Origin of the sequence: Saccharopolyspora sp. SCSIO 74807, assembly GCF_037023755.1 — a bacterium.
Taxonomy (GTDB): Bacteria; Actinomycetota; Actinomycetes; order Mycobacteriales; family Pseudonocardiaceae; genus Saccharopolyspora_C; species Saccharopolyspora_C galaxeae.
Genome location: NZ_CP146100.1, coordinates 3,488,475 through 3,506,183, shown reverse-complemented (window position 1 = coordinate 3,506,183; position 17,709 = coordinate 3,488,475). Strand labels below are relative to the sequence as shown.

Genomic DNA, 17,709 nt, shown 5'->3' with positions numbered 1-17,709 from the left:
ATGGGCGGGTGCAACGCCTCTGGCCTCCCGAACAGCGGTCCCCCGACGAGATCCCGGCCGCCGACCTCGAAGCCTGCTACGCCTACCCGGCCGACCGGCCGTGGCTGCGGGTCAACTTCGTGTCCAGCCTGGACGGCGCGGTGACCGTGCGGGGCAGTTCCCGGGGGCTGTCCGCGCCCGCCGACCGGCGGGTGATGGCGCTGATCCGCAGCCTCTCGGACGTCGTGCTGGTCGGCGCGGGCACCGCGCTGGTCGAGGGCTACCGCGGGGTGAAGCCGACCGAGGTGCGCAGCGAGCTGCGGGCCCGGCTCGGGATGCCGGAGGTGCCGCCGATCGCGGTGGTGTCCCGGCGCTGCTCGCTGGAGCCGGACTCGCTGCTGCTGACCGACACGGTCGTGCCGCCGATCGTGGTGACCTGCGGCTCCGCCCCGGAGTCCCGCCGCGCGGCGCTGGCGGACGCGGGTGCCGACGTGCTCGTCGCAGGCGACGAGACCGTGGACCTGCCCGCCGCCGTGACGGCCCTGCACGAACGCGGGCTGCGGCGCATCGGCGGCGAAGGCGGGCCGACGCTGTTCGGCGACCTCATCGCCGACGACCTCGTCGACGAGCTGTGCCTGACCATGTCCCCGCTGCTGACCGGCGGGGACGCAGGCCGCATCGCGCACGGTGCGCCGATCGCGGCGCGCGGGATGCGGCTGGAGTCGGTGCTGCACGCGGAATCGCTGCTGCTGTTGCGCTACGGGAGACTGCGGGAGTGACCGAGCGGGTCGACACCGACCGAGACCTGATGGGCGCCGCCCAGCGCGGCGACGGAGTCGCCTTCGACGAGCTGGTCCGCAGGCACACCGCCGCCATGTACCGCGTCGCCTACCGGATCCTCAACGACCGGGCCGAGGCCGAGGACGCCGTGCAGGAGGCGTGGGTCTCGGCGTGGCGCTCGCTGCACCGCTTCCGCGGGGACGCCGCGCCGACCACCTGGCTCTACCGCGTGGTGACCAACGCGGCGCTGGCGCAGGTGCGCAGGCGCAAGCCCGCGGTCCCGATGGACATCAGCGACGAGTCGATGAGCCATCTGGTCTCCGACCGGGAATCCGGCAATCCGGAGGACCACGCGATGCGCTCCGAAGAGGCCGGCCGAGTGCACCGGGCCATCGCGACCCTGGAGCCTTCGCAGCGCGTGCCGCTGATCCTGCGCGAGTTCGAAGGCATGTCTTACGAGGAGATCGCCGAGGTGCTAGAGGTGAACGAGGCGGCATTGCGATCACGGTTGCACCGCGCGCGGCTGGCCCTGGTGGCGAGGTTGAAGGAGATGCACCGTGAGTGAGTCCTCCCTCGACGCCGACCAGCACTTGGCCTGCGGCCGCACTGTCGGCGAACTCGTCGAGCACCTCGCCGGGGACGCACCGCCGGAGTTCGCCGCGCACGCCGCGAGCTGCCCGCACTGCCAGGCGGCACTGGCGGACCTGGCGCCCGGCTGGGAGCCGGTGCGCCGCGCCGCGCAGCTGTCCGTCGAACCGCCGAGGGGTCTGCTCGAACGCACGCTGCTGACGGTGCGGGGAGCGCGGGACGGCGCCGGTGGTTCTCCCGCGGAGATCGCGCAGGAGCAGGGCTCGCTGCGGGTGGCACCGCAGGCGACACTGGTGCTGGCGCGGCGGTTGAGCGGCGAGCTGCTCGCCGATCGGCCGGGAGTCCGGCTGCTGGCCTGCACCGGGGACGTGCACGAGGTCCGGGTGGATCTGCAGGTCGGCTACGGGCTGGACGCACCGGAGGTGACCACGCGGTTGCGTGCCGAGCTGGAACGGGCGCTGCGGAACCTGCTCGGCGCGGCGGCACCCGCGGTGTGGGTGCGGGTCGCCGATGTCGCGTCGCGGCAGGGATCATGATTGGCTCGCGGATGTGACTTGAGTCGCACCTGCGCGACGGCTGCGGGATCAGCCGCATCCGATCTTGCGTCGGCGACTCCGCCGGTACTCGCGCGGCGCCGGCGACAACCCCCAACGCGCGCAAGGAAGGAGCCTTACCCATGGCCGAGACGAGTGGTAGCACCAGGCAGAACGCCGAGGAGCAGGCCGGTTCCGCGAGCGCAGGCAAGACCGTGACCACCGGGTCCTCCTCGCCCGCCCGGCTGGCCGACGAGACGTCGCAGGGCAAGACGACGATCGCCGCGTCGGTCGTGCAGAAGATCGCCGGGATCGCCGCACGCGAGATCTCCGGCGTGCACGCGATGGGCGGCGGTGTCTCCCGCGCCTTCGGCGCCATCCGGGAGCGGATTCCCGGCGGCAGCGGCACCACCTCCACCTCCGGCGTGCAGGTCGAGGTCGGCGAGAAGCAGGCCGCGATCGACCTGGACATCGTCGTGGAGTACGGCGCGTCGATCGTCGAGCTGGCCCGCGCGGTGCGCCGCAACGTGATCACCGGCGTGGAGCGGATGACCGGGCTGGAGGTCATCGAGGTCAACATCGCGGTCAACGACATCCACCTGCCGTCCGAGGACGACGAGGAGAACGGCTCGGCGGCGGGTGGCACCGCGTCGTCCCGGGTCGAGTGAGCAACGCGGTCCCGGCCTGCCCCGCCGGGACCGCGTCCGGGCCGAAGGAGCTGCCATGACCGAACCCTCGCGCGAAGAGCCCCCGCAGATCGCGGAACGGGTGGCCGCGGCGGTGCGCGCGCACCCCGCCGTGGCCGAGCTGCACGGCGGCCCGTTCGGCACCATCGCCTCGCACCTGCCGGGCCGGCGGGTCACCGGGGTCCGCGCCGGCTCGGCCGGTGAGCCGGTCGAGGTCGGTGTGGTCCTGCGGCTGATCGACCCGCTGCCGGGCATCGTGGCGCAGCTGCGCGAGCTGGTCGCCGAGGTGACCGGTCCGGCGCCGGTGGACATCACCGTCGTCGACGTCCGCACCGCCGAGGACGTCGATGCGGATGATCCGGGCACCGGCGAGGCGGACCGCTGATGACCGGCGCCCGGGACGAAGACGCGCAACGGCGGTACCGCGCCTTCGTCCGCGCCCACCACCCTGACGCGGGTGGTGATCCGGACGAGTTCGCCGCCGGGCTGGCCGAGCTGCGCGCCCAGCGGGACCGTGCGCTCGGCCGGTGCCCGCAGCTGGACCGGCAGGCCGGCGCGGGCGCGCGGCCGGACCGCTACGACGCGCCCGTTCGCGTCGTCGCCGGCCCGCGTCCGTTGCGCGGCGTGGTGCACCGGATCCGGGCGTGGCACCGGCGCAAACGCCGCACGCGAGTGCGCTGAGCGCACTACGGGAGAGTCAGAGCGAGGAAGGTTCCCCAGATGAACGCAACGCAGACCGGCCTGATCGCCGGCCTCATCCTCGGCGCGGCCGCCGCCTGCGGCGGCTTCGTCGGCTTCCTGGTCGCGCTGGTGCTCGGCGCGATCGGCCTGCTCGTCGGGCGCGTGCTGGACGGCGAGCTGGAGATCGGCGACATCCTGGGCCGGGGCAAGGACCGATGAGCGCACCCGCCGAGGCCACCGCAGAACCTGCGGGCGGGGACGCCGTGCGGCCTGCCGCCGGGGACGCCGCCGAGCGCGGCACGCTGCAGATCGACCGCGGGGTGCTGCGCAAGATCGCCGAGCACGCCGCGGACACCACCGCGGGCACCACCCGGGCGCAGCGGCGGATCGCCGGGTTGGGGGTCGGCACGCACGGCTCCAGCGCGAAGCTGTCCGGCCCGGACCGGGAACTGCGCATCCGGCTGGACCTGGCGCTGCGCTATCCCGAGCCGGTGGGCGAGTCGGTGCGGGCGGTCCGCGCGAAGGTCCGCGAGGAACTGGATCGGCAGGCAGGTGTCCGGGTGATCTCGGTGGAGGTCACCGTCTCGGCATTGGTGCCCGCGCCGAAACGCGACCGAGTGGAGTGAGCCCTTGCGTGCCGTTGTCCGTTTGATCACGTCCCTGGCCGGGCTGGCCGCCCTCGCGGCGGGCGTGCTGCTGATCGTCGAGATCGTCGGCGCGTGGACCCGGCGCGGATCGGGTGGCGTGCTGGTGCCCTGGTCCGCGGCCCGTCCCGCGCTGGACGGCTTGAACTGGCAGGACCTGCCGGTGCGGCTGGTGTCGGCAGGTGTGGTGCTGCTCGGGCTGGTGCTGCTGCTGGCGGCGCTGCGCGCGGGCCGCAAGGAGATCCGGCTGCTAGACCCGGCGCCCGAGGTCACCGTGACCACCGACCCGCGTTCCCTGGCGCGGCTGGTGGGGCACCAGGTCCGCGCGCAGGACGGCGTCGCCGGGGCTTCGGTGACCGCGGACCGGCGCCGGGTGCGGGTGCGGGCCACCGGGCAGTTCCGGGTGGTCGGCGACCTGCGCGACCGGTTGTCGCAGACCACGGCAGGCGCGGTCGGCGAGCTGCCGCTGCAACGCGCACCCAAGGTGTCGGTTTCGGTTTCCCCGGCGAAGGAGCGGCGATGACGCACCGAGAAGTTCCCGCCCGCCCGAGTCGCACCGCGGTCGGCCGCTCGCTCGGCTTCGAGCGGTCGCTGCTGACGGTGATCGGGTTGGTGCTGCTGCTGGTCGGCGCGCTGGCGCTGGTGGTGGGCGCGGGCTGGCTCGGCCGGTTCCGCGCGCAACGCCCGGTGCTGGATCCGCTGGCCACGCGCTGGGCGAGCGGCCACAGCGAGTGGGTCTACGGCATCGGCATCGCGCTCGGGGTCGTGCTGGCGGTGCTGGGCGTGTGGTGGCTGCTGCGGTCGCTGCGCCCGGAAGGGCGGCCGGACCTGCGGCTGACCGGTGAGGGGGAGAGCTCGGCGACGGTCACGTCCGCGGCGCTGACCGAGGCGGTGCGCGCCGACGCGGAGAACGTCACCGGGGTCAGCCGCGCCCGGGTGCGGATGGCGGGCACCGATCAGCGGCCCAACGTCCGGCTCACGCTGTCGCTGCAGGAAGGCACGAACGTGCGGCACGTGTGGGAGGAGCTGGACGACAAGGTCCTCTCCCGCGCCCGTCGGGCGCTGGGCACCGAGGAGCTGCCCACCGCCGTCCGGATGCAGCTGGACCGCTCGCCGCGGCAGCGGGTGCGCTGAGCCGCGCACATACTCGACGAACTTGGTGCGGACCGAGGAGGTCGTCGTGGCGCTGCGGGTGCATCCGCCGGTGAAACCGATGCTGGCCGGGCCGGTCGACGGGCTGCCGGAGCGCCCGGGCCTGTGCTTCGAGCCGAAGTGGGACGGCTTCCGCTGCCTGGTCTTCGCCGATCCGGGCGGGCCTGCACCGGACGACGCGGCCTCGGATCCTCCCGTGATGCTGCAGTCGCGCACCGGCAAGTCGTTGAACCGCTACTTCCCGGAGGTGCTCGAAGCGGTCGCCGCGAAGCTGTCCCGTCCCGCGGTGCTCGACGGCGAACTGATCGTGGTGCGCCGCGACGAGCACGGCGACCACCTCGACTGGGACGCGCTCAGCGAACGCATCCACCCGGCGGCCAGCCGGGTGCGGCAGCTGGCCGAGCGCACCCCGGCGCGGTTCGTCGCCTTCGACCTGCTCGCGCTGGACTCCGACGACCTGCGCACCGAACCGTTCTCCACCCGCAGGCAACGGCTCGACGAGCTCGGCCTGACCGGCCCCGAGCTGCTGGCGACGCCGATGACCACCGATCACGGCACGGCCGAGGCGTGGTTCCGGGTGTTCGAGGGCGCCGGGCTGGACGGCATCATCGGCAAGGACGCGGAAAGCCCGTACCTGGCGGGCAAGCGCACCATGCTGAAGATCAAGCACGCGCGTACCGCGGACTGCGTGGTTGCCGGGCTGCGCTGGCACGCCAACACCGAACCCGGCACGGCGGTGGGGTCGCTGCTACTGGGGCTCTACGACGACCGCGGCGTGCTGCACCACGTCGGCGTCGTGGGCGCGTTCCCGGCCGCGATGCGGCGCGAACTGGCGGACCAGCTCAGCAGCCTGCGCACCGAGGGCGAGCATCCGTGGCTCGGCGAGCACGCCGCGGACGGCCGCAGGCTGCCCGGTTCGATCAACCGCTGGCGCAGCACCGAACAGCCGTGGCAGCCGCTGCGGCCGGAACGGGTCGTGGAAGTCAGCTACGACCACACCGAAGGCGCCGCGCCATCCCGATTCCGGCACACCACGCAGTTCGTGCGCTGGCGACCGGACCGCGACGCCACCTCCTGCCGCTACGACCAGCTCGACGAACCCACCCGCTACGACCTGGAGGCGGTGCTCCGCGGCGAGATCACCGCGGCCGGTCAGGGAGGCTCCGGGATCGAGGCGTAGCGCCGATCGAGCTGCTGAACGGCGAACCGGCCGCTCGCGGCTGATCGAGGGGTGCACGAACAAGTAGGCTGCGGCCGTGGCTGCTCAACGAATTGCGGTGATCGGCGCGGGTGCGGTCGGCGGGGTGCTCGCGGCGGCGGCGCACGCGGCCGGGCACGAAGTCACGGTGTGCGTGCGCACGCCGTTCGACGAGCTCGTGATCGAGGACCCGGACGGCAGCAGCGAGCTGCCCGTCGCGATCGAGACCGACCCGCAGCGGCTCGGCCCGGTGGACTGGGTCCTGCTGACCACGAAGGTCCAGGACATCGCGAGCGCCGAAGGGTGGCTGCGGGCCGCGGACGGGCCGAAGACGCCCGTCGTCGCGGTGCAGAACGGCATCGAGCACCACGCGTCGCTCGCCCCGTTCGGCCTGCGCTCGCCGGTGCTGCCCGCGCTGCTCTACGGGGGCGCGGAACGGTTGCGGCCCGGATACGTGGTCCGCCGCTCCCCGATCAGCCTGGTGGTGCCCGCCTGCGAGCTCGCCGAGCGGTTCGAGGGCCTGCTGAGCGGGCCGGACGTGCGCACGACCGAAGACTTCCGCAGCGCGGCCTGGCGCAAGCTGCTGACCAACCTCGGCGCGAACCCGATCTCCGCGCTGACGATGCGGCGGCTGGACGTGTTCGCCGAACCCGGCGCGCGCGAGCTGCTGCGCGCGGTGCTGTCCGAAGCGGTCGCGGTGGCGCGCGCGGAAGGTGCCGAGCTGGACGAGGGCGACGTGGACCGCAGCATCGAAGCGTTGGGCTTCCTGGTCGACGACTCCACCGGCACGTCGATGCTCTACGACCGGCTGGCCGGGCTGGGCACCGAGCACGAGGCCATCACCGGCGTTCTGGTGCGCGCGGCGCGGCACCACGGCATCCCGGTGCCGCGCAACGAAACGCTGCTCGCTCTGCTGCGCGCCCTCCCGGAGAACTCCCCGCGACCTCCCGGGTGAACGGACTGCTCGATGCTCCTATGTTTGACCAGCGGTCCGTTCGCTGCACCGGCGATCACCCCGGCCCGGTGGCGTCCGGGCGTGTCGGCGCCCCGGCAGTTCCGAGTGAACGGACTGCTCGTCCAATCTATTGGGACCAACGGTCCGTTCACTTCCGGCTGAACCGGGTCGGCGGGAGCCGCTACTGGGCGAAGCGGGTGGAACCGACCGAAGCGAGCACGACGCAGCCGATGGCCACCCACTGCAAAGCGCTCAGCGCCTCCCCCAGCACGAGCAGCCCGGCCAGCGCGGCGACCGCGGGCTCCAGGCTCATCAGCACGCCGAACACCCGCGGCGGAATCCGGCGCAGCGCCTCCAGCTCCAGCGAGTACGGCACCACCGACGACATCAACGCCACCACGAGCCCGGCCACCAGCACCGGTGGCTCCAGCAGTTGCATCCCGGAGCCGGTGATCCCGAACGGCAACGCGACAACTGCGCCGAACGCCATCCCCAGCGCCAGGCCGGAACCACCGCTGGTGTACTTGCCGAGCTTCCCGCCCACCAGGATGTAGCTGCCCCACAGCACCCCCGCAGCCAGCGCGAAACCGACGCCGACCGGGTTCAGCCCACCGTCCACACGGGACAGCAGCAGCACGCCGAGTCCGGCGAGGACCGCCCACAGCAGGTCCAGCTTGCGCCGCGAGCCGAACACCGCCACCGACAGCGGCCCCAAGAACTCGATGGTCACCGCCACGCCCAGCGGAATGCGGTCGATCGCCTGGTACAGGCAGATGTTCATGCCCGCGAGCACCGCCCCGTAGGCGGCGATCACCAGCCAGGTCGTGCGATCCAGGCGCAGCGACGGACGCCAGACGACCAGCAGCACGAGCGCGGCGAACAGCAGCCGGAGCGTCACCACCCCGTTGGCCCCGGCCATCGCGAACAGCTGCTTCGCGAACGCGGCGCCGACCTGGAGGCTGATCACGCCGAGCAGCACCAGCATCGGCGGCGGGACGGCACCGAAACCGCGGGCGACGGCAGGTCGAAGCGACTCCCACGGCCGCCGCCTGCCCCACGATGCTCCGGCCATGTTCGCCGCGTCCACCTCGCGCCTCCGTTTCCGATGGTCCCTGCGATCGGGTCGGTGCTTCCCGCGATTGCGCTGGCCCCGGCCTCGCGCCGGTGGTGCCGCCGGAAGTCCGGCGAGCAACCGTAGCCGGTGCGCAGCGGCCGCCCAAGCGCAAGCACGGCGACGTTCACCACGCCCGGCCCGCTCCCCCTAACCGGGGGCTCACGCCGATCATGCGATGCTCAGCCGCAGCCAAACCTGCGTCGAGGGAGCAGCCGTGCCGCGCGCCAGCCACCGGATCGGTGCTCTGCTGCTGCTGGCCGCACTGGCCACCGGCTGTTCGGCCGGCCCCTCGCAACGCCCGGCGGTGGCCTACCGCGGGCCGGAGCAGCAGGTCGCGCCCACTCCCCCGCCGCCAGGCCCGGCTCCCGTGCCCGAGCTCGGCGCACCCGCGGGCGGCACGTTGAACTGGAAGGACTGCACGCAGCAGACCCGCGACGAGATCGGGGCCACCGACGGCCCCGCGTTCTCCTGCTCGCAGTTGCTGACCACATTGGACTCACCGGAGTCGCCCGCGGCGGGCACCACCCGCGCCGAGCTGCTCAGCACCGGCAACGGCGGCATCCCGCTGGTCGTGCTAGGCGACGCCGGTGGTGAGCCGGGCACCAGCGTCGCCGCCCGGATGGCGCTGCGGATGCCGCCGGAGATGCTGAACACGTTCCGGATCATCGGCATGGACCGCCGCGGCACCGGGGGCTCCGACCCGGCCGACTGCATCCCGCCGCAACAGCGGGAAAGCATCGCCGGTTTCGACCCGCGGGCGACCGACCGCGCCTCGCTGGACCGGTTGCTGGTGTCGGTGCGCGACTCGAGCCAGGAATGCCTGCTGGACCTCGACGACCGGTTGCAGGCGTACGACACCTGGCGCACCGCGGGTGATCTTGAGGAGCTGCGCCGCGAACTGGACGTGCCGAAGCTGCACGCGCTGGGCAGGGGCGAAGCGTCGCGGGTGCTGACGACCTACGCCCAGCGCTACCCGGGCTCGGTGGGCCGGATGGTGCTCGACGGCGGGCCGAACCCGCTGATGGACGCGATGGGCCAGGCCAAGGAGCAGGCGCAGAGCGCGGAGCGGACCTTCGACGCGTTCGCCGAGGACTGCGCGGCCAACGGCCCTTGCCCGCTCGGGCCGGATCCGCGGCGCACCGTCGAGGACCTGGTGGAGCGCACGCGGGCCGCACCGCTGCCCGCCGCCGGTGCGCCGGTGACGGCGGGCAAGATCGTCCGGGTGCTGGCGAGCGGGCTCGGCGACAGCGACCGGTGGCCGCAGCTGCGGGAAGCGCTGGCCGCGGCGAACTCCGGTGACGGAGCTGCCATCGGCGAGCTGGCCCGGCCGCTGGTCGAGGACACCGGTCAGGATCCGGCGCAGCTCGACGGCGACCTGATCACCAGCTGCAACGACACCGCGCTGCGGGTTCCGCCGGAGCGGGTCGTGGATCTCGCAGGGGAATGGGTCCGCACGCATCCGCTGTTCGGCGGCATGTACGCGCAGCGGCTCGCGTGGTGCAGCCAGTGGCCGCCACCGGAGCAGGAGCCGCCGGCGCCGTCGGCGCCGGGGTTGCCGCCGATGCCGGTGGTGGCGACCGCGAAGGATCCGTCGATGCCGGAGAAGGGCACCGAGCAGCTCGCCGAACAGCTCCCGTCCGGCGTCCCGATTCGCTGGCTGGGCGCAGGCCACGGCGCGTTCGGCCGTTCGGACTGCGTCACGGAGGCCGTCACGCGGTTCTTCGTGCGCGGCGAGGTACCCGCTGCCGGGACGGCCTGCCCGGCGTGATCGGCCGGGGCACCTGCGCGTGAGTCCCGGGGAGGTCGGCGGCCACCCCGGGACTCACGTGCAGAAATGCGACGAATGAGTTCGTCAGCAGTTCGAGCAACACCCGCAGGAGGGTCCGCTGCAACTGGCGCAGCAGTTGCAACCGCCGGCCTGCGGAGCGGTCTCGTTCTCGGTGGGAACCATCGGGGTCCTCCTCACGTGGTGAACACCAGCAGTAGCGATGGTGCGCGGCCATCCGCCACGCGGCACACCGCCGCCAGAGGGACCCGGTCTGGTCCATCCCGTTGAACAGGGATCATGCACACATAGCAATGGGTGACCAAAGCGCTGTGCGCACGGGCGGCTGCGCCAACGGGGTCACCGTTCGACCGCGGGGCTGTTCTTTCGGGACCTGGTCGGCTCGCCGGGCATCTTCGGGTAGTCCGGCGGGTAGGGCAGCTCGCCGAGACCGCGGTCGCGCTCGTCGCGCTCGTACCACTCCAGCAACGCGGTGATGTCGTGCGCGCGTTCGTCCAGCCCGCGGTGCGGGTCGCCGTGCTCGGCCAGCCAGTCCGGCACCGTGGCCAGGTCGAACTCGTCCGGTTCGACCTCGGCGAGCCGGTCCCAGGTCAGCGGGGTGGACACGGTCGCCCGCGGGTTCGCGCGGATCGACCACGCGGAGGCGATGGTGCGGTCCCGCGCGGCCTGGTTGAAATCGAGGAACACCCGCTCACCGCGGTCCGCCTTCCACCAGGCGACCGTGGCGTGCTGCGGGATGCGCCGCTGCACCTCGCGGGCCAGCGCGATCACCGCGTGCCGCACTTCGACGAAGTCCCAGCGCGGCCGGATCCGCACCAGGACGTGCACGCCGCGGCCGCCGGAGGTCTTCGGGAATCCTTCCAGGCCCGCTTCGCCGAGCACTTCGCGCAGCACCTCGGCGACCCGGACGGCCTCCGCGTACCCGGTGCCCGGCTGCGGGTCGAGGTCGATCCGCAGCTCGTCGGGATGATCGACGTCGGCCGAGCGCACCGGCCACGGGTGGAAGTCCAGCGTGCCGAGGTTCGCCGCCCACGCGAGCACCGCGGGCTCGCTCGGGCAAACCGTCTCGGCGGTGCGCCCGGACGGGAAGGTCACCTGCACCGAGCGCACCCACGGCGGCGCGCCCTTCGGCACGCGCTTGGCGTAGAAGGGCTCGCCGGTCACGCCGCCGGGAAAGCGCTTGAGCGTCGTCGGGCGGTCGCCGACGGCCCGCAGCAGCGGTTCGGCCACCGCGAGGTAGTACTCGACGACCTGGCGCTTGGTGAATCCGCGCGCCGGGAAGTACACCTTGTCCGGGTGCGAAACCCGGACCGTCCTGCCTGCGACGTCCAGTTCCAACGAGGATTCGGCCACGCCGCCAGACTAGGCCGCCGACCCGGCCCGAGCGCCGTTGCGCGCGCGGCAGCTCCAGCGGCCTGTGTTCAGCGGAGCACAGCGGCGCCGCCGGAGCGTTAACGTGGGCCGATGCCGCCGGGACACGGGGCCGACGATCCAGAGGCGCGCGGCCCGCAGGGAAGGTTCGCCGACGACCTCGTCGGCTTGGACCCGCAGGATCCGGAGGTGCGGCGGTTCGCCGAACACCTGGACAAGATCGAGCACCCGAACTCGCCCGCCACCGTCGAGGGGATGCTGCGCGGCGTCGGCGACTTCGCGGACGGGGCGAACCGCGCCGGGGGCCACCGGCGACTCGTGGTGGCCCTGATCGTGCTGCTGGTCGTCGGCCCGTCGGCGCTGATGCTGGTGTGGACCGCGCTGCGGCTGGTCGCCGAAGCGCTGGCCGGTTGACCGGGCACGGGCAGTCGATCACCGGAAGGGTTAGCGTGGAGGCATGGATCCGGTCGCGGGCGCCACTCCGAAGGTCTCCAAGTCCGAGCAGGAATGGCAGCAACAGCTCAGTCCGAACGAGTACGCCGTGCTGCGCCAGGCGGCGACCGAGGCGCCGTTCAGCGGCGAGTACGTCGACACCGACACCACCGGTGTCTACGAGTGCCGGGCGTGCGGCGCGGAACTGTTCCGCAGCGAGACGAAGTTCGCCTCGCACTGCGGCTGGCCGTCGTTCTACGACCCGCGGGACACCGACGCGGTGATCCTGCGCGAGGACCGCTCGATGGGCATGGTCCGCACCGAGGTGCTGTGCGCGACCTGCTTGAGCCACCTCGGCCACGTCTTCACCGGCGAGGGCTACGACACCCCCACCGACCAGCGCTACTGCATGAACTCCATCGCACTGCGCCTGGTGCCCGCGCAGTGACCGACCAAGGCCCTCCCAGCGGGCGCACCAGCTCGTCAGGAACAAGCGGGCGGCGTGAGCCTCAGCTAGGCGCGGGGTGATCTCCGAACCGCCGGTGCGGCCGCGCGAAATGGCCGCGCGGCCGCGGCCGGTTGGCGCGTCGTGCTCGTCGGCAGTCCACCGGTCCGGAAACCGCTGAGCGTCAGGGCAGCCGCTCGAGCAGGTCCGCCACGTCCACGCGCTTGCCGGTGAAGAACGGCGTCTCCTCGCGCACGTGCCGCCGCGCCTCGGTGTAGCGCATCTTCCACATCAGGTCGACGATCCGGTGCAGCTCCGGGGCCTCGAAGGCGAGGATCCACTCGTAGTCGCCGAGCCCGAACGAGGACACCGTGTTCGCCCGCACGTCCGGGAAATCGCGGGCCGCCATGCCGTGGTCCTTGAGCATCGTGCGGCGCTCGTCGTCCGGCAGCAGGTACCAGTCGTACGAGCGCACGAACGGGTAGACGCAGAGGTAGTCGCCCGGTTCGTTGTTGACCAGGAAGTCCGGCACGTGGCTCTTGTTGAACTCCGCGGGCCGGTGCAGCGCCGCGTTGCTCCACACCGCCTCGGAAGCCTCGCCGAGCGTGGTGCCGCGGCGGAAACCGGCGTAGGCGGCCTGCAGGGGCTCGATCTGCTCGGCGTGCCACCAGATCATGAAGTCGGCGTCCGCGCGCAACCCGGCGAGGTCGTAGACGCCGCGCACCACGACGCCGGATTCGGCGAGACCGTCGAGGTACTCGCGGGTGGCCACCGCGGCCTTCTCCCGGTCCTCGGGCAACGCGCCCGGCTCGACCTGGAAAACCGACCACATGGTGTAGCGGAGAGTTTCGTTGAGTTCGGAGTAGTTCAGCCGCGCCATGCGGCCATGGTCCCACTTCTGGGCAGTCAGGCGGCCACGAGGTGTTCTGCTATGGCACTCGCGGCCGCTTCACCGGTGGCCACGCACGCGGGCACGCCCACTCCATGCAGCACAGCACCGGCCAGCGCCAAACCGCCCGCACCGGCCACCGCTCGTTCCAGCTCGGTGACGGTGTCCAGGTGGCCCACCGCGTACTGCGGCAAACCGCCGCCCCAGCGCACGACCGCGGAGTCCACGGGTTCGACCGCGAGCCCGCTGATCTCGCGCAGATCGGCGACGACCCGGCGGACCATCTCGGCGTCGGTGAGCCGCAGCAGCTCGTCCTGCCCGGATCGGCCGACGGAACCGCGCACCAGCAGCTCACCGCGGCTGCCTGCCAGGTGCGGCCACTTGCGGCTGGAGAAGGTGAACGCCTTCGCGGTGAACGGCGTGCCGTCGGCGTGCGTCTCGCCGCGCGCGATGAGCGTGCCGGACGCGTCCGGCAGCTCGGTGTCCGCGGGCAACGCCAGGCCGAGCACCGCCATCGACGCCAGTTCGACCTCGGAGAGCAGTTCGGCCGCGGCCGGGACCTCCTCGGCGAGCAACCGCCGGGCGGCGGGGGCGGGCACCGCGAGCACCACCGCGTCCGCGTCCAGCACCTCGGGATCCGGCGCGGGGCCGATCTCCAGGAGCCATCCGGGACCGCCGCGGCGCAGCGCCCGGACCGGTTGTCCGAGCCGCACGCGCGCCTGCGAGGACTCCGCCAAGCGCTGCACGAGTTCGCCGTATCCGGCCCGGAAGGCGCCGAACACCGGTGGTTTCGGTCCGGAGGTCGGCGGCGGCAGCGCGGCCGCGGCGGCCGCGGTGATCGATTCGGCGCCCGCGTCCAGCGCGGCGGCCAGCGCCGGGACCGTCGCGCGCAGCCCGAGCCCGTCCGCGCTGCCCGCGTAGACCCCGCCGAGTAGCGGCTCCACCAGCCGGTCCACGACCTCGCCGCCGACGCGTTCCCGCAGCAGTGCGCCGACCGAGACGTCCGCGCCGCGCAGGTCCAGCGGAGGCAGCTGCGCCTCGCCGCGCAACGCGGCCATTCCGTCCTCGGACAGCACCTCGCGCACCGCCTCCGGATCCGACGGCACCCCCATCACGCCACCCGCAGGCAGCGGATGGATGCGCCCGCCGGCGCGCACCCGCGCGGAAGCACCGCCGGGGTGCACGACTTCGCCCGGGATTCCGAGTTCCTCGGCCAACCGCAGCACTTCCGGGCGCCGGGCCAGGAAAGCCTCCGCGCCGAGATCGAACTCGCGGCCTGCCAGCTTCGCGGTGCGCAGCTTCCCGCCCAGCCGGTCGGTCTGCTCCAGCAGCACGATCTCCGCATCGGGCAGCGCGGTCCGCAGCCGGTGCGCGGCGGCCAGGCCGCTGACGCCGCCACCTACCACCGCGATCCGCGGTCCTGTCACGACCGGGCGCTCTCGGCGTGCACCTGCCGCACGATCCGGGTCAGCACGTCCGGGTCCGTGGTGGGCAGCACGCCGTGCCCGAGGTTGAACACGTGCCCGCCCGCGGCGCGGCCGTCCGCGAGAATCCGGCGCACTTCCCGCTCGACGGCCTCGTCCCCGGCGAACAGCACCGCCGGGTCGAGATTGCCCTGCACCACCGGATCGGTCCCGGGAGCGGCCTCGCGCAACCGCTGCGCCGCGGTGTCCAACGGCACCCGCCAGTCGACGCCGACCACGTCGGCACCCGCCGAACGCATCGCGCCGAGCAGCTCACCGGTGCCCACCCCGAAGTGGATCTTGGAGACGTCCGGGGCGGATTCCGCGACGCCCTCGAAGATCCGGCGGCTGTGCGGCAGCACGAACTCGCGGTAGTCCCGCAGCGACAGCGCGCCCGCCCAGGAGTCGAACAGCTGCACCGCGTCCACTCCGGCCGCCAGCTGCACGCGCAGGAAGGTCAGCGTCGTCTCGGCCAGCTTCTCCAGCAGCGCGTGCCAGGTGCGCGGGTCGGAGTGCATCAGCGCCTTGGTGCGCTCGTGGTTGCGGCTCGGACCGCCTTCGACCAGGTACGAGGCCAACGTGAACGGCGCACCGGCGAAACCGATCAGCGGCGTGTCCCCGAGTTCGCCCAGCAGCCGCCGCACGGCCTCGCCGACCGGCGCGACCTGCTCGGGATCCAGCTCGGGCAGTGCCGCGACCGATGCGGGATCGCGCACCGGCTCGGCCACCACCGGGCCGGTGCCCGCGACGATGTCCAGCCCGACACCGGCCGCGTACAGCGGCAGCACGATGTCGCTGAACAGGATCGCCGCGTCCACGCCGTGCCTGCGCACCGGCTGCGCGGTGATCTCGCTGACCAGGTCCGGGGTCAGGCACGCCTGCAACATCGGGGTGCCTTCGCGCACCTTCCGGTATTCCGGCAGCGACCGCCCTGCCTGGCGCATGAACCAGACCGGGGTGTGCCGGGGGGTGCCGCCGCGCGCGGCGACCAGCAGCGGTGCGTCGGTGAGGTCCCGGCGAGCCGAGACCGGTGCGGGTTGAGTCATGGCGCGTCCGTACTCGATGAATGGAGTCGCGGCGCTCGACCGTCGCGACGGCCCGGGCGGTTCCCCCGGTTCGACAGCGGGCTTGCTCGACTTTCCGCTCGCCGAACTCCGCCGGCCGCGCGGGGTGCGGTGCGCCGTACCGGACATCTTCGCAGACGCCCTTCCGCCCGGACGCGCGGGCAAGATCAGCTTCGGCGTGCGGGTGCCCGGCGTGGCTCCTACACCCCGCCGAGCGGGCCGACTACGGTCCCGACCCGTGACGGAGATGGCGGCGGTGCCCGAGACGTTCCGGCAGGCAGTTGCCGCACTGGCCGCACCCGCTGAGCGCACGGGGGTGGCGGTCAGCGAGGTGCGTCCCCCGAAGCGGCTCGCGCCGTGGGCCTACGCGGTCGCGGCGGAGGCGAACGGACCCGCCGACGAACTCGCGACCGCCCGGCTGGTGCTGCTGCACGACCCGGACGAGCCGGACTCCTGGAACGGCGTGCTGCGGCTGGTGGTGTACCTGCGGGCCGAGCTCGATCCGGAGCTGGCCGCCGATCCGCTGCTTCCCGGCGTCGGCTGGTCCTGGTTGACCGACGCCCTGCACGAGGCGGGCGCGGCGGCGGACCGGCTGGGCGGCACGGTGACGCTGACCTCTTCGGCGCGGTTCGGCGACATCGCGGGCCCGCCGCGCAGTCACGATCTGGAGCTGCGCGGTTCGTGGACGCCGGGCGGGGAGGACCTCGGCGCGCACGCCATCGCCTTCCAGGAGTTGCTGGCGAGTGCCGCGGGCCTGCCTCCCGAGGGCGTCTCGCTGCTCAACCAGCGAGCCGGTGGCGCTGCGCCGCGTTGATCCGGAACGGTCGGCGCCGAGCGGCCACGCGCGCACGGCCGGGCGCCGCGCGCGAAGCGTCGGGATTCCCCTCACGAGGACCCCGAAAATCCCGCAGCTGGTTGCTTCGGCAACGTTTTTGCGATGTGCAAACTAGGTGTGTCGTTCAACCACGTTCCGGCGTTACGGAAATCCCCCGCACCCACCCGATCGAGTGACAAAAACGGACCGCTGTGACAACTCGATCGGGATACATACCCGATTGATCGTCCCGCTGACCCGCTTGGGCGGTTACGCTGCCCCCGACGACACCACTTTCGGTCGATCAGTGGCGCGGCTGATTGGTCGAGAGTCCCGGTGCCGGTCGGGGGGCACGACCGACTCCAGGGAGGTAGTGACGTGGCTGCCGTCGGCTTAGGTCAGGCCGCTCGAACCACGCCCGCCGGCGCGTTGCCGGCCAACATGGTCCCGCACCCGCGGGAAGAGCTGTTCACGGTGCTCGTGGTGGATGACCATCCGCTGCTCCGGGAGGCCATCGCCGCCCGGCTGCTGCAGATGGGCGCCGGCACGGTGCACGAGGCCGCTTCGATGGCCGAGGCCAGGGCTCGCGCCCTGGCGACCGGTCCGTGCGACCTCGCGATACTCGATCTCGGACTCCCCGACGGGACCGGCATCGACCTGGTCACGGAACTCCGTACCCAGGGCTGGCCGCGGATCGTGGTGCTCGCTTCGTCCGACGACCCCTATGCGGTCCGGGCCGCCTTCCAGGCAGGCGCTCAGGCGTACCTGCTGAAGTCGGCCTCGCCGATGGTCGTCACCGACGGGGTGCGCCGCGTTCTGGACGGCGGTGTGTATGCCGACCCCAGCGTGGCTCCGGTGCTCGCAGCGGGCACCCGGGTCCCGGGAACCGACAACACGCCACGGGAACTTTCCGGGCGTGAGGTCGAGGTGCTGCAACTGGTGGCCGATGGCCGATCCAACAAGGAGATCGGCGAGGCGCTCAACCTCTCCGCGCTCACGGTGAAGAGCCACCTGTCGCGGATCGGCCGCAAGTTGGGCACCGGAGACCGAGCGCAGATGGTCGCCCTGGCCATGCGGGCCGGGGTGATCAGATGACCGGTTGATCATCGAGTGATCCGAAGTCCCACCGCGATCG

The 17,709-nt window shown here is 72.9% G+C and carries 22 protein-coding genes; 17 read left to right on the top strand and 5 right to left on the bottom strand.

Annotated features, from left to right (window positions below; translation table 11 throughout):
- Positions 1-8: 8 nt before the first annotated feature.
- The 12 genes from V1457_RS16155 (at position 9) to V1457_RS16100 (ending at position 7,196) form a co-directional block, all read left to right on the top strand.
- A complete protein-coding gene (locus tag V1457_RS16155) occupies positions 9-758 on the top strand; it encodes a pyrimidine reductase family protein (RefSeq protein ID WP_338595365.1) in 750 nt (249 codons plus the stop codon).
- Positions 755-1,324: a sigma-70 family RNA polymerase sigma factor gene (locus V1457_RS16150; protein ID WP_338595363.1), complete on the top strand. Its 570-nt coding sequence runs from the start codon at positions 755-757 to the stop codon at positions 1,322-1,324. Before V1457_RS16155 ends, V1457_RS16150 begins: the two co-directional genes overlap by 4 nt.
- Entirely contained in the window at positions 1,317-1,883 is a 567-nt protein-coding gene (locus V1457_RS16145) for a hypothetical protein (RefSeq protein WP_338595361.1), read from the top strand. The genes V1457_RS16150 and V1457_RS16145 overlap by 8 nt, the downstream gene beginning before the upstream one ends.
- Before the next feature lie 140 nt (positions 1,884-2,023).
- Positions 2,024-2,548: an Asp23/Gls24 family envelope stress response protein gene (locus V1457_RS16140; protein ID WP_338595360.1), complete on the top strand. Its 525-nt coding sequence runs from the start codon at positions 2,024-2,026 to the stop codon at positions 2,546-2,548.
- Between the two features lie 55 nt (positions 2,549-2,603).
- Entirely contained in the window at positions 2,604-2,951 is a 348-nt protein-coding gene (locus tag V1457_RS16135; protein WP_338595358.1) for a hypothetical protein, read from the top strand.
- On the top strand, positions 2,951-3,247 hold the full coding sequence (locus V1457_RS16130; RefSeq protein ID WP_200071313.1) for a hypothetical protein: 297 nt from the start codon (positions 2,951-2,953) through the stop codon (positions 3,245-3,247). The genes V1457_RS16135 and V1457_RS16130 overlap by 1 nt, the downstream gene beginning before the upstream one ends.
- A 39-nt stretch (positions 3,248-3,286) precedes the next feature.
- Entirely contained in the window at positions 3,287-3,466 is a 180-nt protein-coding gene (locus V1457_RS16125) for a hypothetical protein (RefSeq protein ID WP_200071312.1), read from the top strand.
- A complete protein-coding gene (locus V1457_RS16120; protein ID WP_200071311.1) occupies positions 3,463-3,873 on the top strand; it encodes an Asp23/Gls24 family envelope stress response protein in 411 nt (136 codons plus the stop codon). The genes V1457_RS16125 and V1457_RS16120 overlap by 4 nt, the downstream gene beginning before the upstream one ends.
- Before the next feature lie 22 nt (positions 3,874-3,895).
- Positions 3,896-4,414 (top strand): DUF6286 domain-containing protein, encoded by a 519-nt coding sequence (locus V1457_RS16115; RefSeq protein ID WP_233627755.1) that lies wholly within the window; start codon positions 3,896-3,898, stop codon positions 4,412-4,414.
- Positions 4,411-5,025 (top strand): alkaline shock response membrane anchor protein AmaP, encoded by a 615-nt coding sequence (amaP, locus tag V1457_RS16110; protein WP_200071309.1) that lies wholly within the window; start codon positions 4,411-4,413, stop codon positions 5,023-5,025. The genes V1457_RS16115 and amaP overlap by 4 nt, the downstream gene beginning before the upstream one ends.
- Before the next feature lie 46 nt (positions 5,026-5,071).
- Positions 5,072-6,223, top strand: coding sequence for an ATP-dependent DNA ligase (locus V1457_RS16105; RefSeq protein WP_338605006.1), 1,152 nt, complete (start codon positions 5,072-5,074; stop codon positions 6,221-6,223).
- A 76-nt stretch (positions 6,224-6,299) separates the two neighbouring features.
- Entirely contained in the window at positions 6,300-7,196 is an 897-nt protein-coding gene (locus V1457_RS16100) for a 2-dehydropantoate 2-reductase (RefSeq protein WP_338595352.1), read from the top strand.
- Positions 7,197-7,377: 181 nt separating this feature from the next.
- Here the strand turns inward: V1457_RS16100 and V1457_RS16095 are convergent, their stop codons facing one another.
- A complete protein-coding gene (locus V1457_RS16095) occupies positions 7,378-8,268 on the bottom strand; it encodes a DMT family transporter (protein ID WP_295139234.1) in 891 nt (296 codons plus the stop codon).
- A 256-nt stretch (positions 8,269-8,524) separates the two neighbouring features.
- On the opposite strand from V1457_RS16095, the gene V1457_RS16090 reads away from it, so the two are divergent.
- Positions 8,525-10,078, top strand: a complete 1,554-nt coding sequence (locus tag V1457_RS16090; protein WP_338595350.1) for an alpha/beta fold hydrolase — start codon at positions 8,525-8,527, stop codon at positions 10,076-10,078.
- Positions 10,079-10,435: 357 nt separating this feature from the next.
- On the opposite strand, the gene ligD is transcribed toward V1457_RS16090, so the two are convergent.
- Positions 10,436-11,449: a non-homologous end-joining DNA ligase gene (ligD, locus tag V1457_RS16085; protein WP_295139218.1), complete on the bottom strand. Its 1,014-nt coding sequence runs from the start codon at positions 11,447-11,449 to the stop codon at positions 10,436-10,438.
- A 111-nt stretch (positions 11,450-11,560) separates the two neighbouring features.
- Here ligD and V1457_RS16080 point away from each other — a divergent pair, with 111 nt between their 5' ends.
- Positions 11,561-11,881, top strand: a complete 321-nt coding sequence (locus V1457_RS16080; protein WP_295139221.1) for a hypothetical protein — start codon at positions 11,561-11,563, stop codon at positions 11,879-11,881.
- 43 nt (positions 11,882-11,924) lie between these two features.
- Positions 11,925-12,347: a peptide-methionine (R)-S-oxide reductase MsrB gene (gene msrB / locus V1457_RS16075; RefSeq protein ID WP_200071304.1), complete on the top strand. Its 423-nt coding sequence runs from the start codon at positions 11,925-11,927 to the stop codon at positions 12,345-12,347.
- A 181-nt stretch (positions 12,348-12,528) separates the two neighbouring features.
- Here the strand turns inward: msrB and hemQ are convergent, their stop codons facing one another.
- From hemQ to hemE, 3 genes are read right to left on the bottom strand one after another with little or no spacing between them, the layout of a single operon-like run.
- Positions 12,529-13,224, bottom strand: a complete 696-nt coding sequence (hemQ, locus tag V1457_RS16070; RefSeq protein ID WP_338595343.1) for a hydrogen peroxide-dependent heme synthase — start codon at positions 13,222-13,224, stop codon at positions 12,529-12,531.
- Positions 13,225-13,250: 26 nt separating this feature from the next.
- Positions 13,251-14,660, bottom strand: a complete 1,410-nt coding sequence (hemG, locus tag V1457_RS16065; RefSeq protein WP_200071302.1) for a protoporphyrinogen oxidase — start codon at positions 14,658-14,660, stop codon at positions 13,251-13,253.
- A complete protein-coding gene (gene hemE / locus V1457_RS16060; RefSeq protein WP_338595339.1) occupies positions 14,657-15,742 on the bottom strand; it encodes a uroporphyrinogen decarboxylase in 1,086 nt (361 codons plus the stop codon). Before hemE ends, hemG begins: the two co-directional genes overlap by 4 nt.
- Before the next feature lie 256 nt (positions 15,743-15,998).
- Here hemE and V1457_RS16055 point away from each other — a divergent pair, with 256 nt between their 5' ends.
- Together V1457_RS16055 and V1457_RS16050 are read left to right on the top strand one after the other, a co-directional pair.
- Entirely contained in the window at positions 15,999-16,574 is a 576-nt protein-coding gene (locus V1457_RS16055; protein WP_374220954.1) for a DUF3000 domain-containing protein, read from the top strand.
- 441 nt (positions 16,575-17,015) lie between these two features.
- Positions 17,016-17,669, top strand: coding sequence for a response regulator transcription factor (locus tag V1457_RS16050; RefSeq protein WP_184484937.1), 654 nt, complete (start codon positions 17,016-17,018; stop codon positions 17,667-17,669).
- Positions 17,670-17,709: the final 40 nt, after the last annotated feature.